At 72.1% G+C, this 14,286-nt stretch carries 13 protein-coding genes; 6 read left to right on the top strand and 7 right to left on the bottom strand.

Translation table 11 applies throughout. The features are described from left to right. Window positions 1-613: methyl-accepting chemotaxis protein (locus tag MKK64_RS21795; RefSeq protein ID WP_243937253.1), on the top strand; the 613-nt coding region annotated here is incomplete at its 5' end. 12 nt (window positions 614-625) lie between these two features. On the opposite strand, the gene MKK64_RS21790 is transcribed toward MKK64_RS21795, so the two are convergent. After that, window positions 626-1,909, bottom strand: a complete 1,284-nt coding sequence (locus MKK64_RS21790) for an ArgE/DapE family deacylase (protein WP_147843007.1) — start codon at window positions 1,907-1,909, stop codon at window positions 626-628. Window positions 1,910-2,120: 211 nt separating this feature from the next. Further along, window positions 2,121-2,312, bottom strand: a complete 192-nt coding sequence (locus MKK64_RS21785) for a hypothetical protein (protein WP_243937251.1) — start codon at window positions 2,310-2,312, stop codon at window positions 2,121-2,123. Window positions 2,313-2,496: 184 nt separating this feature from the next. On the opposite strand from MKK64_RS21785, the gene MKK64_RS21780 reads away from it, so the two are divergent. Both MKK64_RS21780 and MKK64_RS21775 read left to right on the top strand, forming a co-directional pair. Then, window positions 2,497-2,706, top strand: coding sequence for a hypothetical protein (locus MKK64_RS21780; protein ID WP_243937249.1), 210 nt, complete (start codon window positions 2,497-2,499; stop codon window positions 2,704-2,706). 231 nt (window positions 2,707-2,937) lie between these two features. Next, window positions 2,938-3,669: a Crp/Fnr family transcriptional regulator gene (locus MKK64_RS21775; protein ID WP_243937247.1), complete on the top strand. Its 732-nt coding sequence runs from the start codon at window positions 2,938-2,940 to the stop codon at window positions 3,667-3,669. A gap of 233 nt (window positions 3,670-3,902) precedes the next feature. Here the strand turns inward: MKK64_RS21775 and MKK64_RS21770 are convergent, their stop codons facing one another. Further along, window positions 3,903-5,021 (bottom strand): molybdopterin-dependent oxidoreductase, encoded by a 1,119-nt coding sequence (locus MKK64_RS21770; protein ID WP_243937246.1) that lies wholly within the window; start codon window positions 5,019-5,021, stop codon window positions 3,903-3,905. 162 nt (window positions 5,022-5,183) lie between these two features. Further along, window positions 5,184-5,705: a DUF1993 family protein gene (locus tag MKK64_RS21765; RefSeq protein ID WP_243937244.1), complete on the bottom strand. Its 522-nt coding sequence runs from the start codon at window positions 5,703-5,705 to the stop codon at window positions 5,184-5,186. 186 nt (window positions 5,706-5,891) lie between these two features. Between MKK64_RS21765 and MKK64_RS21760 the strand changes: the two genes are divergently transcribed. After that, on the top strand, window positions 5,892-6,980 hold the full coding sequence (locus tag MKK64_RS21760; protein ID WP_313898930.1) for a DUF2268 domain-containing putative Zn-dependent protease: 1,089 nt from the start codon (window positions 5,892-5,894) through the stop codon (window positions 6,978-6,980). A 28-nt stretch (window positions 6,981-7,008) separates the two neighbouring features. Here the strand turns inward: MKK64_RS21760 and MKK64_RS21755 are convergent, their stop codons facing one another. Continuing rightward, on the bottom strand, window positions 7,009-8,388 hold the full coding sequence (locus MKK64_RS21755; RefSeq protein ID WP_147728367.1) for an HD-GYP domain-containing protein: 1,380 nt from the start codon (window positions 8,386-8,388) through the stop codon (window positions 7,009-7,011). Window positions 8,389-8,550: 162 nt separating this feature from the next. Beyond that, on the bottom strand, window positions 8,551-10,965 hold the full coding sequence (locus MKK64_RS21750; protein ID WP_243937234.1) for a PAS domain S-box protein: 2,415 nt from the start codon (window positions 10,963-10,965) through the stop codon (window positions 8,551-8,553). A 271-nt stretch (window positions 10,966-11,236) separates the two neighbouring features. Here MKK64_RS21750 and MKK64_RS21745 point away from each other — a divergent pair, with 271 nt between their 5' ends. Together MKK64_RS21745 and MKK64_RS21740 are read left to right on the top strand one after the other, a co-directional pair. Further along, window positions 11,237-12,460, top strand: coding sequence for an FIST N-terminal domain-containing protein (locus MKK64_RS21745; RefSeq protein ID WP_243937232.1), 1,224 nt, complete (start codon window positions 11,237-11,239; stop codon window positions 12,458-12,460). Further along, complete coding sequence (locus MKK64_RS21740; protein ID WP_243937230.1) at window positions 12,457-13,833, top strand: hybrid sensor histidine kinase/response regulator; 1,377 nt, start codon at window positions 12,457-12,459, stop codon at window positions 13,831-13,833. Before MKK64_RS21745 ends, MKK64_RS21740 begins: the two co-directional genes overlap by 4 nt. An 88-nt stretch (window positions 13,834-13,921) precedes the next feature. On the opposite strand, the gene MKK64_RS21735 is transcribed toward MKK64_RS21740, so the two are convergent. After that, entirely contained in the window at window positions 13,922-14,227 is a 306-nt protein-coding gene (locus MKK64_RS21735) for a hypothetical protein (RefSeq protein WP_243937223.1), read from the bottom strand. Between the last annotated feature and the right edge of the window lie 59 nt (window positions 14,228-14,286).

Raw genomic sequence — 14,286 nt, 5'->3', positions numbered from 1 at the left:
CGGCCGGCAGGTCGGCGGCTCGGCCGAGCTCGCGCATCTGGCCGTGCGCGAGGCCGACCAGACCGGCGCCCGGGTGCAGGAGCTGAGCGCGGCGGTGTCGCGGATCGGCGCCGTGGTCGGGCTGATCTCGGACATCGCCGGCCAGACCAACCTGCTGGCCCTGAACGCCACCATCGAGGCGGCCCGCGCCGGCGCGGCCGGCAAGGGTTTCGCGGTGGTCGCCTCCGAGGTGAAGGCCCTGGCCGAGCAGACCGCCAGGGCGACGAGCGAGATCTCGGGCCAGATCGCGCAGATCCAGGCCTCGACCGGTCAGGCGGTCGCCTCGATCGGCGGGATGACCGGGCGCATCCGCGAGATCAACGCGGTGGCCACCGCGATCGCGGTGGCGGTCGAGGAGCAGGGCGCGGCGACCCAGGAGATCGTGCGCAACGTCGGCCAGGCGGCGATGGGCACGGCCGAGGTGACCAGCAACATCACCGGCGTCGCCGGCGCCGCCGAGGAGACCGGGGCGGCCGCGACCCAGGTGCTCGGCGCGGCGTCCGAGCTGTCGCGCCAGTCCGAGCACCTCGCCGCCGAGGTCGGGCGCTTCCTCGCCACCGTGCGCGCGGCCTGACCGCGGGCGGGATCAGGCCGGCTCGGTCCCGCACCATTCGGCCACGAACAGCGCCATCGCCGTGGTGATGCGCCGGACCGAGGCGAGGCTGACGCGCTCGTCGAAGCCGTGGATGTTCTCGCTCCGCGGGCCGTAGCACAAGGCCGGCACCCGCTCGTAGAGGGCGTGCACCCGGGTATCGAGGTAGCAGGGTGACATGACGCTCGTGAGCGCCGTCCCGACCGCCGCGCGGTGGGCGGCGGCGAGCACGTTCTCGGCGTCCGAGCCCGGCTCCAGCACGTAGCCCTCGGCGAAGAAGCCGTCGAAGCTCACCCGCGGCGGCGTGCCCGACAGGAACGGGTCGGTGCGGGCGAAGGCGCCGACCGCCGCCTCGATCTCGGCGGCGGCGTCGGCCGCGCGGAGGCCGGGATAGAGCGCGATCCGGCAGCCGATGCGGCACCAGGCCGGCACCGAGGAGATCCAGTCGCCGCCCTCGATCCGGCCGATATTGAGGTTGATCGGGTGCTCGGCCTCGGCGAAGTGCGGCCGGCCGGCCCGGTCGGCGTTCCAGCGCGCCTCGACCGCGCGCAGGGCGCCGATCACCCGGTAGGTCGCGTCGATGGCGTTAGCGCCGGCCCCCATCTCGCGCACGTGCACCGGGCGCCCGCGCACCTCGACCGTGAACCACAGCACGCCGGTGTTGGCCCGCACCAGGGCCTCGTCCATCGGCTCGGGGATCAGCACCGCGTCGGCGCGGTAGCCGCGCAGGTGCGCCGCGAGCGCGCCGTTGCCGGTGGATTCCTCCTCGACCACCGACTGGATCGTCACGGTGGCGGCCGGCTGCAGGCCGATGCGGCGCAGGGCGTCGAGGGCGAACAGGTTGGCCGCGTGCCCCGCCTTCATGTCGGCGGCGCCGCGCCCGTACATCCAGTCGCCGGCGATCACCGGATCGAAGGGCGGGTGCGTCCACAGATCGAGCGGCCCGGGGGGCACCACGTCGACATGGGCCTGGAGGATCAGCGAGCGCCCGCGCTCGTCCCGCGGCCGGTGGATGCCGACCACCACCGGCGCCTCGGAATGCCCGGCCGCGACCTTGGCGCCGCCGGGATGGGCCTCGACCGCGGCGGCGTCGATGCCGAACCGCTCGGTGGCGTAGCCGCGCGCGCGGAAGCCGCGGAACACGAAATCCTGGATCGCGTGCTCGGCGCCGCGGGTCGAGCCGAACCGCACCAGCGCCTGAGTGTGGGCGACCTGGTCGGCGAACCCGTCCGCGACGGAAGCCGCGATGCGGGCGGCCAGGGCAGGATCGAGGCGCATGCGGGGTCCTCAGGGCTCGCGACGGCGGAACGCCGCGAGCCTACCGCGCCCGCGCGCGCCGGCCTAGGCGAAGGCCGGCGCGGCATGCCTTCGCGCAGCGGTCGCCGGCGAGACGACCGGAAGCCCTGGGCCGGATCGCACGCGTCGCCCCATCGAATGCGGAACGCGATCGGGACATCGACGTGTTCCTACGCCGCGATTCGCCCCGAGGTCACCCGACCTCGTCGCCTCGGAGATCTTGCGGTTCGCGCGCAGGCCGGCTGCGCTGGGCGATCGCCTTGCCGACCGTGAACAGGAGCATCCGACTCATCGTCTTCATCTCGTGCGTGCCGTGCTCGTCGATGACGGCATGCGCGGCCATGACCGCGTCGGCGACCGCTTTCAGATCAGGCGTGTGATCCACAAGCATTTCCTTCCTGCACGGGAAGATAAAATGTAAAATTTTTACAGAGCTGTACCTGTCTCTATTTTTGTACATTATTTACGATTTTACTACCCCCTCTGCAATGCTAAGATGCATTCCCGTCGAGCTAGAGACGGATACACGAGGGAATAGGATGGATATGCCGTCACCTAAGGGGACCGACATGGCCCCTGAAGTCAGCGGTTCCGAGACGCTCGCTCAGCTCGCGCTGATGCTCGGCTGCTCCCCAGACTCATTCTTCGAGCAGTCCAACGCCGGCTACCCGAAGGATGCCTCGCTGCTCATCCAGACTTGGCTGGCGATCAAATCGCCGAAAGGGCGCGACGCGGTGTTCGCGTTCGCCCGCGAGATGCTGCGGGCGGAGAAGCAGTAAGATCACGCGGATTGCTCGGCACCTCTCCCTTGGGTGGAGAATCGGATCACGCTCGATAAGTAAAAATATGACGATTTATCCGGGAATTCCACCTGATTGATGTCCATGGTACGGCTCGGAGCGATTGCTGATCTATGTATCGCGCACCATGTATTCTCGGTGGTCGGCTCGTTTCAGGGCGCTGACGATTGAGGGACAGCGTGTGCTCTTGCCCGCAACGCGAGAGCACACGTGGCAGATCTCCAGCAGCCCGCCCTGCGCAACCGCCTCCTGCGCGCGCTGCCTCCGGAGGACTTCGCCGCCCTGGCGCCTGCGCTGCGTCCCGAGGCGATCCCGCTCCGGCGCGTGCTCATCTCGGCCAACACGCAGATCACGAGCGTCCACTTCGTGGAGGCGGGCATTGTCTCCGTCACCTCCGATGCGCCCAGCGGCCGCATCGAGATTGGGCTGCTCGGCCGCGAAGGCTTGGTCGGGGCCGCCCCGGTCCTGCTCGACGACGACCGCAGCCCGTTCACCCACTTCGTGCAGGCGGCCGGGCACGTCTTGACGGTCGATGTGCCCGACCTGCGCGCCGAAGTGGAGCGACGCCCCGCCCTACGGAGCCTCCTGCACCGATACATCCAGACCCAAACCATCCAGACCGCGCAGACCGCGTTCGCGAACGCCCGCGGCGGTACGCCGACCCGCCTCGCCCGTTGGCTGCTGATGTGTCACGATCGCGGCGAGGGCGACGACATCACGGTCACGCAGGAGTTCATGTCGCTGATGCTGGGCGTCGAACGGCCCGGCGTGACGATGGCGATGAAGGTTCTCGAGAAGGACGGCCTCGTCGGCAAGCGCCGGGGCCACGTCCAGATCATCGACCGCGAGCGTCTGCTCGATGTGGCGGGGGACGGCTACGGCTTGGCCGAGACCGAGTACGCCCGGCTGATCGAGGGAAGCGACGCTCCGGAGGCGCGGTAGTCCGCGCCACGACCGCGTCACGGGTCGGGCCGACCCCGAGCCGCGAAAGGGACTTGCCGCCGGTGGATGCCCGCGGGGCGGACGCCTCGGGAGCGCCCGTCGCGCGCCCGCCGGCTCGCGACCCGCCTCATGCCAAGCCTCGCCGAGCGTGACGCATCGCGGCTTGGCCCCCGCGACTGCGGGGCGGCGGTCGTCCGCCGGACCTCATGGGTCCTGACCCATGAGACCCCGCATCAGTCGTGCGCCCCGGGGATCGCGCCATCGATGCGCGCTGCGGCGACGCTCACCCGCACACGGTGCCAGCAGGCGCAGAGGTAGCCCTTGTGGTTCCAGGTGTCGTCCGGCAGCGCCGGCTGCGTCTGGCCGGCGGCGTCCCAGGCGCGGACCGCGAGCTCGTGCTCGCCCGGCGGCAGATCGAGCTCCACCGCCCAGAACGTCCAGGCGAACGGCGCGCCGGCCGCGTGCTCCAGGTCGGCCTGCCGCCAGGACCGGCCGCCGTTGCCGGAGACGTCGACGCGCACGATGGCCCGGTCGCCGCTCACCGCGTAGCCGCGAACCCTGGTGCGACCGGCGCGGAGGGCGGCGCCGCGCTCCGGCTCGCAGATCGCGGCGTTCAGCGGCATCGTGTCGATGGTGTGCCCCCGGGCCGGGTCCGCCGTCTCGGCGCCGACGTCGGGCGGGTACAGCTTGTAATCCTCGGCCTGGATCGGGTTGTCGGACGGGCGATCCCGCACGGCGAGGCGCCGGAGCCATTTGGGGCTGCGCACGCCGGCGAATCCCGGCACCACCGCGCGGACCGGGAAGCCGTGCTCGGGCAGCAGGGCTTCCCCGTTCATGGCGTAGGCGAGCAGGGTCTCGGGCGCCATCGCCTTGGCGAGCGGGATCGAGGCGCCGTACGGGCGGCCGTCCACCCGGTCGTGGCTCTCGAAGGCCACGTGGAGGTCCGCGCCCTCGGTGACGCCCGCCGCGCGCAGGAGGTCGCCGAGGCGCACGCCCGTCCACGCGGCCGTGCCGATCGCCCCGGCATCCCACGGGTCGCCCGAGACCGGGGCGACCGCCCGCATGTCGGCGCGCCGGTTGCCGGCGCACTGCAGCGTCGCCGTGACCGTGACCTGCGGGAAGCGGGTCCGCAGGTCGTGCAGCGAAAGCGCCCGCGCGGCACCGTCTCCGCCCTCGACGGCGAGACGCCAGGTGTCGGGGTCGAGGTCCGGCAGGTCGCCGTGCGAGCGGACGTAGAAGTCCTCCGCCGGGGTCCGGTAGGCGGCCCGCAACCGGGCGAGCGGCGGCTCGGCGTTGTAGGGCCGATCGCCGTGGACGATCAGGCGCGCCTTTCGCTCGGCCAGGCTCGACATCGGGGCTCCCGTTCGGATGCGGACACGGGCCGTGAACGCGCCGGCGGCGCGAAGGCTCACGCGCCGCCCCGAAACGGCCCGGGCGACATCGTCACAGGCGTTGGCGCGATCCCGCGCGCCCCCGATCCCGGGGATCGGGTTCGGGCCGGGGAGCCCGCGCGGCTACTTCGCGGCGTGGAGGGTCGGCGGCCCGAGATGCTGCAGGAAATCCGGCTTGCCGAGGCTCACCCCGGCGGCCCGCAGGATGCCGTAGGCCGTGGTGACGTGGAAGAAGAAGTTCGGAAGCGCGAAGCCGGTGAGGTAGCCCTGCCCGCTGAAGCGGTATCCCATGCCGTTCGGGAACGTCAGCTCCACCGCGCGCTCCGCGCCGAGGGCCAGAGCCGCCGGATCGACGCCCTCGACGAAGGCGATCGTCCGGGCGCAGCGCGCCTTGAGCTCGGCGAAGCTCGCCTCGACGTCGGGCATCGCGGGCGCCGCGATCCCGGCGAGCCGGGCCACCGCGTTCTTCGCGCTGTCGGACGCCATCTGATACTGGGCCGGCAACGGCTTCATGTCCGGAGCCAGCCGCCGGCCGAGCAGGTCGGCCTCCGGCTTCTCCGCCGCCGCCTTGTCGAGCCACGCGCTCATGTTGCCAAGCGCGTGGACGAAGACCGGGACGCTGACGTCGTGGATGCTGATGCTCATCCGGCCTGGCTTAGGCGGCGGCCCGGGACGACGCGGTGACGGGGCGCACACCGCGCGCGGGCGCGCCGGGCGACGGGGCCGCACGGCCGGCGGGTCGCGTCGGGACCGTGCGGTCCGGGCGCCGGCCTGGGCTGCCGGTCGAAGGGCGGTTCGCCGCGACGCGATCGGCAGCGCCTGCCCGGCGCGGTGATTCCGGAGACCGGCACGACGGGAGGGGCGGTGCGCCCCGGCCTGTTCTCCCACACCCTCGACCCCGGCAACCCCAACTTCGCCCGCGCGCTGCGTGACGGGGATCTGCGCCGGACCGTCGCGCACGAGGCGCACCACGGCATGCGCATGGCCGGGCCCGGCTACGGCTGGACGCTCGGCGAGGCCCTCGTGAGCGAAGGCTTGGCGGGGCGGTTCGTCGGCCACCTGTTCGATTCGCCGCCCGAGCCGTGGGAATGCGCGGTGACCGACGCGGAACTCGCGGCCAACCTGCCGGACGACGCGACGCTCGCGGGCGCCGGGCACGACCACCGCGCCTGGTTCTTCGGGGCAGGACGGTATCCGCGCTGGCTCGGCTACACCCTCGGCTACCGGATCGTGGGCGACTGGCTCGAAGCGGACGCCGACACCGGCGGTGGCGCATGGGTCGACATCCCCGCGCCCGACGTCATCGCGGCGGCGCGCGGGCGCACGCTGCCGAACCTCCGACCGCCGGCCCGGGCCGCCTCCCAGCCCCGAGGCGGAATGGCCAAGCCGGTCGATGACGGCGGCTTCCGACACCGGCGGATGCTTGTCCGCACGGCCGGCACGGGCCGAGATCGGCCGGTCCGCTCTGCGACCGGATCGGATGGAAAGCGGCCCCTGGCGTTTTCCCCGGAAGCAGACGTCCGGAGTCGGACCCGACCACGCCCTCGACGCCGACGTCGGTGGTTTTCGAAAGCCGACGAAGGCGGCGTTCCGGACGGTCAGCGCGATCGAAGACTTGCACTCCTAGAAGTTGTACTTCCGGTTGCATCAAATGCGATCGACTTTGCTATCACCCTGTCCTGCCGGATGCTGCATGATGAACTCACACGGCGGGTGCCAGACTTTTCAGCCGACGCCTTCAGCGCAAGCCAACATCAGAAAGCTCAGATCATGCTGACCCGCGGCCTCAATTGGCTTTTCCTCCGGGCCTTGGGTTCGCCCGCCTGCGGTTGGGTGGTGCGCACGCTCATCGTCTCGGCGTCGGGAGACGCATCACCTCGTGCCGACGGCAGGGCCTCCAAGATGATCCTGATCCGGTAGTCGGAGGGTTCGCCGAGAGGCGGCTCGCTCAAGCCGCCCGCGCAAGATCGCCCTCGATCGAGGCGAGCGCACGCTCCAGCGCCGCGAAGCAGATCGGGTCGAACGCAGTGCCGAGATCCGCGCGCATGATGCCGAGCGCCTTCTCGAGCGACATGGCCGCCCGGTAGGGCCGGTCGGCTGTCAGCGCGTCGAACACGTCGGCGACCGAGACGATGCGGGTCTCGGGCTCGATCGCGTCGCCGCTCAAGCCGCGCGGATAGCCCTTCCCGTCCAGCCGTTCGTGGTGTCCGCCACCGATGCGGGCCATCTCATGGAACACGGCCGCGCGGGTCAGGATGGTCTCGGAGAGGGACGCGTGATTGCGCATGTCCCGCCACTCCGCGTCATCCAGCTTGCCGTTCTTGTCGAGGATCGCGTTCGAGACCCCGAGCTTGCCGACGTCGTGAAGCAGCGCAGCCCGCTTCAGCCAGCGGCGGCGCTCCGACGTGTAGCCAAGCTCGGCCGCGATCATGTCGGCGTAGACGGCAACCCGCTCCGAATGGCCGGAGGTGAACGGGCTCTTGGCGTCGATGATCTGCGCGAAGGCACGGGCGATGTCGTCGAGGTAGTCCTCATCAACGACGATCGGGCTGACCGGTGCCAACGCGAACACCGCCTCCTCGACCTCATCCGAGGCCAGGGTATCCCAGAAGCCGGGCTCGGATGCGGCCGCTTCGAAGCAGGCGACGATCTGAGGATCGAACCATGTGCCCGAGCGCGCCCGCACCTCGGCCATCGCGGCCGCGGGGCCGGCTGCCGTGTGGAACACGTCCACGACCTGAGCGAGCAACGCCATCCGTGCGTAGAGCGGGATCCCCGGGCCGACCAGGCGGTCCGGTCTGCCGCCGCCGTTCCAGTGCTCGTCCAGCGCGTGGATGGCCTCGCAAACGCTCGCGGGGAAGCGAAGCTGCCGGGCGATCTGGGCACCGCGCTGGCAGCGGGTTTGGATCAGTTCGTCGGTGATCGCTCCGCCGTTCTGCAGGATGTTGAGCACGGCACGGAAGCGTTCGGCGAGGCCGGCCTTGAGGCCGGTATGAGAGAAGACGAAGCCGAGCACCTTCGGCAGGCTGTCGCTCACCGTCTTGAAGTCGCGTTTGAAGCTGAGATCGTCGGACAGATAGAGCTCGCAGATGCGCGCGGCGTTGCTGGAGCACCCGAGATCCTTCAGCATCACCGTGTGGTAGAGTTCCCAGAGCTGCAAGTCCGGGAGGCCCATCTCGCGGCCGATGTGGAAGCCGATCCAGGTCGCGCGCACGCAATGCCCGACGGGCTGACCTTCCGTCAGGTCGAGGGCGTGGCTCAAGGCACCCAGCACTTCCGACAGCTGGATCGTCCTGGCTTCCTCGTCGCCGCCTGATACAATCCGCATCGTTCTCGTCCGGCCTCTTGGCTTATCGGTCTCGATAGGCGGCAAGACTGCCTCAAGAACCTGATCAAAGCGTTGCGTTGCCTTGCGCGCGCCGATCCGCCCCGAGCGGACCTTTCCAGCGTCCGCAAAGGGTCGCAGCCCCTCGGATCGCCGGCAGAGCCCCTACCGCCCGGCGATCAGCGCCTTGAGGCGGGTGGCGAGGGCGTCCATCGGGAAGGGCTTGGTCAGCACCTCCATGCCGGGGTCGAGGTGGCCGTGGCCGAGGATCGCGGTCTCGGCGTAGCCGGTGATGAACAGCACCTTGAGGTCGGGCCGGCCGACGCGGGCCGCGTCCGCCATCTGGCGGCCGTTCATGCCGCCGGGCAGGCCGACGTCGGTGACGAGCAGGTCGATGCGCATGTCCGATTGCAGCACCGCCAGGCCGGCGACGCCGTCGGCCGCCTCGATCGCGGTGTAGCCGAGATCCTCCAGCACCTCGGTGACCAGCATGCGCACCGAGGGCTCGTCGTCGACGATCAGCACCGTCTCGCCCTGCTCGGCACGGGCGGCCTCGGCGGGGACGGGCGCCCCGTCGTCGCCGTCGGCCTCGCCGTGGTGGCGCGGCATGTACAGGCAGACGGCGGTGCCCCGGCCGGGCTCGGACCGGATCCGCACCTGCCCGCCCGATTGCCGGGCGAAGCCGTGGATCATCGACAGGCCGAGGCCCGTCCCCTGGCCCATCGGCTTCGTGGTGAAGAACGGCTCGAACACCCGGGCCACCACCTCGGGCGGCATGCCGGTGCCGGTGTCGGTCACGCACACCGCGAGATACTCGCCCTCGGGGATGTCGTGCGCGGTCGCGGCCGCCCGGTCCAGCCGGGAGTTGGCGGTCTCGATGGTGATGCGGCCGCCGTTCGGCATCGCGTCGCGGGCGTTGATGCAGAGGTTCAGCAGCGCGTTCTCGAGCTGGCCCGGATCGATCAGTGCCGGCCACAGGTCCGCCGCGCCGACCCGCTCCAGCGCGATCTCGGGGCCGATGGTCCGGCGGATCAGCTCCTCCATCCCGCCGATCAGCCCGTTCACGTCGGTCGGCTTCGGCGTCAGCGTCTGCCGGCGCGAGAAGGCGAGCAGGCGGTGGGTCAGCGCGGCCGCGCGGCGGGCCGCCCCCTGCGCCACGCCCATGTAGCGCTCGAGGTCGTCGAACCGGCCCTGGCCGATCCGGCTCTGCATCAGCTCCAGCGCGCCGGAGATGCCGGCCAGCAGGTTGTTGAAGTCGTGCGCCAGGCCGCCGGTGAGCTGGCCCACCGCCTCCATCTTCTGCGATTGCCGCAAGGCCGCTTCGGTCTGCATCAGCTCGGCCGTCCGCTCGGCGACGCGCTGCTCCAGGGTCTCGTTGAGGGCGCGCAGCGCCGCCGCCGCCCGGTCGCGCTCCGCCTGCACGGCGCGGCGCTCCTCGACGTCGATCAGAACGCCGGGGAAGCTCGACGGGGTGCCGTCCTCGGCCCACTCGACCCGGCCGTTGGCCTCGATCCAGTAGTAGCGCCCGTCCGTCCGGCGCACGCGGTACTGGTGCGCGTAGGCGCCGCCCTTCCGGATCGCCGCGTCGATCGCCGCGGCCAGGCCGACCTGGTCGTCGGGGTGGACGGTGGCGACGATCTGGGCGAGCGGGATGCCGGTGCGGCCGAGCGCCGGGTCGAGGCCGAAGCTGCGGGCGAAGGCCTCGTCGACGGTGAACCGGTCGGTCGGCAGGTCCCAGTGCCAGGTCCCGATGATCGCGCCGGCCTCGAGGGCGAGCTGCACCCGCTCGGCATTCTCGCGCGCCAGGGTCTCGCTGACGCGCAGGCGCTCCTCCGCGCGCTTGCGCTCGGTGACGTCGTTGAAGAAGATCGCGATCTGCCGCTCGGCCGGATCCCCGACCCGCACGGCGCGCACGTCGAACCAGCGCGCGAACGCCTCCGCATAGCTCTCGAACGTCGCCGGCTCCCCGGTCCAGGCGACGCGGCCGTAGGTCTCGAACCAGAACCGCTCCAGGTCGGGCGCGAACTCGGTGACCCACTTGCCGCGCAGGTTCACCCCGGCCTGGCGCTCGAAGGCCGGGTTCGCCTCGATGAAGCGGTAATCGACCGGGCGCTCGCCCTCGAACCGCACCTCGACGATGGCGAAGGCGGTCTCGATGGTCTCCAGGAGCGTGCTGAAGCGGTCCTGCGTCGCGCGCAGGCGCTCGCCGGCCTCGTGCTGCTGGGTGCGGTCGCGGACGATCTTGACGTAGCCCTGGTGGACGCCGTCCTCGTCGCGCAGCGGCATCAGCGCGCCGGAGGCCCAGAACCGGCTGCCGTCCCGGCGCAGGTGCCAGCGCTCGTCGCTCGCCTGGCCCTCGGCGAGGGCGGCGCGCATCTCCCGCTCGACGCAGCCCGCGGCCCGGTCCTCCGCGGTGAAGATGCGCGCCGACGACCCGCCGACGACCGCCTCGCGGGGCCAGCCGAAGATGGTCTCCGCCCCCGCGTTCCACTCCGTCACCGCGCCTTCCGGGTCGGTGACGATGACGGCGAAGTCGATGGCGCTCTCGATGACGTTCTGAAGGCGGTGGCGTCCGGGCATGGCCCCGGTTTAGCCGCATCCGCCGCGCGATTTATGTAGCCGCCCGGCCACGCCGGCGCGTCGGTTGCGGAGCGACCCTTTTGCGGGTCGGCCGTTCCGATGCCGCGAGATCCGCATGCCCGCGTCGGCCCGCGCGGATTCCGGCCGTGCCGGGCGCGATTCCGCCCTGGTTGCACGTTTCGGTTGCCCGCCACATACTCGCGCGTGCCGCCTGCGGACCAACCCGGGGGCCGACGGCGATCGGGGGCGGGGCGTGGCACAGGGAACGCAGATGCGCACGCATCTGTGCGGCATCAGGACGGCGTGGACGGAGCGCGGCTCCGCCGGGGAGGCCGTCGCCGAGATCGCGCGGGCGGTCGGCGCCGACGCGGCCCAGCTCCTGGTGTTCTTCTCCCCCGACTACGACCCCGAAAACCTGAGCCGGCGGCTGGCCGAGGCGTTTCCGCGGGCCGAGATTTCCGGCTGCACCATGTCGGGCGGGATCGCGCCGGCCGGCGGGCTCGACCGCGGCCTGGTGGCGATCGCGTTCCCGGCGGACGGCTTCCGCATCGTCTCGACGGTGCTCGACGCGATCGACCACCTCGACGTCGAGCGCACCGCGGGCGCGGTGCGGGCGCTGCGCCGCCGGCTCGAGCCGCACGGGCCCGACCACGCCCAGCCGACCCGCTGCTTCGCGCTCTCGCTGATCGACGGGCTCGCCAACGCCGAGGAGACCGTGGTTTCGGCCATCGCCTGGGCGCTGGAGGGCATCCCGCTGGTCGGCGGCTCGGCCGGCGACGACCTCACCTTCCGCGACGCGGTGCTGCTGCACGGCGGCGCGATCCACCGCAACGCCGCCGTGCTGCTCCTCGTCGAGAGCGACTTTCCGGTGCAGATCTTCAAGAGCGACAACTTCGAGCCGACCGACGTGAAGTTCGTGGTCACCGCCTCGGACGGCGAGTCGCGCACCGTCTACGAGCTCAACGCCGAGCCGGCCGCGCGCGAATACGCCATGGCGGTGGGGCTCGACCCCGAGCGGCTGACGCCGATGAGCTTCGCCGCCTACCCGCTCGCGGTGAAGGTCGGCGGCGAATACTTCTGCCGCTCGATCCGGCGGCTCAACGCCGACGGCTCCCTCAGCTTCTTCTGCGCCATCGACGAGGGCGTGGTGCTGACGCTGGCCGAGCCGCGCGACATCGTCGCCTCGACCCGGGCGGAGCTCGCCCGGCTCGACCGGGCGCTCGGCGGCGTCGACCTGATCATCGGCTTCGAATGCGTGCTGCGCCGGCTCGACGCCGAGAGCCGGCAGGTGCGCCAGGGCATCGCCGACCTCTACCGGCGCTACGACATGGTCGGCTTCGAGACCTACGGCGAGCAGTACCGGGCGATGCACCTCAACCAGACGTTGACCGGCATCGCCATCGGCAAAAGGCCCGCGGACGAGAGGCTTGCGAGCGAAGGGCTTGCGAGCGAAGGGCCTGCGGAGGCGACGCCCGCCCCGCCGGCGCTCCCGTGACCCTGCACGACGCCGGCCTGGAGGGCGAGGCGTCCCTGCGCCGGCGCATCGCCAAGCTCGAGCGGATCAACGCCGCGCTGATGGCGCATGTGGAGCGCAGCACCGACCAGCGCGGCGGCGCCTATGCTTTGTTCCAGACCGCGATCACCCTGGAGGGCCGCGTCCGCACCCGCACCGAGGAGCTGACGGCGCTGATGCACCGCCTCGAGCGCTCGAACGAGGCGCTGGTGGCGGCCAAGGAGGAGGCCGAGACCGCCAACCGCTCCAAGACCCGGTTCCTGGCCGCCGCCAGCCACGACCTGCTGCAGCCGCTGAACGCCGCCCGCCTCTCGATCTCGGCGCTCGCCGACCTGCCGCTCGGGCCCGAGGCGAGCCTGATCGGCGCCCAGGTCGAGCGCGGCCTGCAGACGATCGAGGACCTGATCAAGACCCTGCTCGACATCTCCAAGCTCGATGCCGGCATCGTCCACCCGCAGGTGCGGCCCGTGCCGCTGCCCGACCTGCTGGCGGGGCTGGCGGCGAGCTTCGCGCCGTTCGCCGCGCGCAGGGGCCTGCGCCTGGTGGTGCGCAGCCCGGAGCTGGCGGTGTCGAGCGACGGCATCCTGCTGCGGCGCATCCTGCAGAACCTGCTCTCCAACGCGATCCGCTACACCGCGTCCGGCGGCGTCGCCCTGGTCGCGCGCCGCCGCGCCGGCACGGTCCGGGTCGACGTGATCGATACCGGCTGCGGCATCGCCGCCGACGAGCACGCGCTGGTGTTCGACGAGTTCTACCGCGGCAGCGCGAACGGCGCCGGGACGCCGCCGCGCGCCGCCGAGGGCGACGGGCCGGGCCTCGGCCTCGGGCTCTCGATCGTGCGGCGCCTGGCGCTGGCGCTCGACCACCCGCTGGCGCTGGACTCCCGCCCGGGGCGCGGCACGCGGGTGTCGCTCACCCTGCCCCCGAGCGCCGTGCCGGCCGCGTCCGAGCCCGCGGCGCGGCCCGGGCCGGTGGCGACGCGGCTCTCGGGCGCCCGCGTCGTCGTGGTCGAGAACGACGCCGCCACCGCCGACGCGCTCGAGCGGCTGCTCGGGAACTGGGATGCGCGCGTCGCCACCTTCCGCGATCCCGCCGGCGTCGCGGCCGCCCTGCGCGCGGGCGCGCTCGCGCCCGACATCCTGATCCTCGACTACCACCTCGACGACGGCGCCCGCGGGCTCGACGTCGCCGCCCTGCTCCGGGAAGGGCGCACCGCGCCGCTGCCCGTCATCGTCACCACCGCCGACCACGCCCCCGAGATCGCGGCCGAGGCGGCGGCCCTCGGCGCCGAGCTGGTGCACAAGCCGATCAAGCCGGCGCAGCTGCGCGCGCTGCTGACCTCCATGCTGACGTGAGGACGGGCGAGCCGGCGCCGCGTCGTCGTCGCGAGACCGCGTGTCGGCCCGACGGTCCCGCCCCTCGGAGGGCCCGCAGCCCTCGGCCTCAATGCGCCGGCGCGATCGCGGCCGCGGCGGGCGCGTGCTTCTTCCGCTTGCGCTTGCGCACCGTCACGACCGCGTCGGCCTCCTCGTCGGCGCCGCGCTCGGACAGGGCGAAGCCGTGCAGATCCGCCGACGCGTCCCCGTCCGCGGCCGGGGCCTCGGCAAGGGCGTAGAACGCGGCGCGGACGATCTCCTTCTTGCTCGCCTCCGGGTGCTTCTCCCGGATGGCCGCGCGGATCGCCTTCGGCGTCATCCCGGGCGAGACGACGCTGCGCATCGTCGCCGCGATCTCCTGCATCGATGCCATGGGTTCGTTCCTTCATGCGACGGGCCGCCCGCGCTCCGGCTCCGGCTTAACCCAAGTTA

The organism is Methylobacterium sp. E-025, from assembly GCF_022829705.1.
Lineage (GTDB): Bacteria > Pseudomonadota > Alphaproteobacteria > Rhizobiales > Beijerinckiaceae > Methylobacterium.
This window is presented reverse-complemented; position numbering and strand designations above follow the sequence as displayed.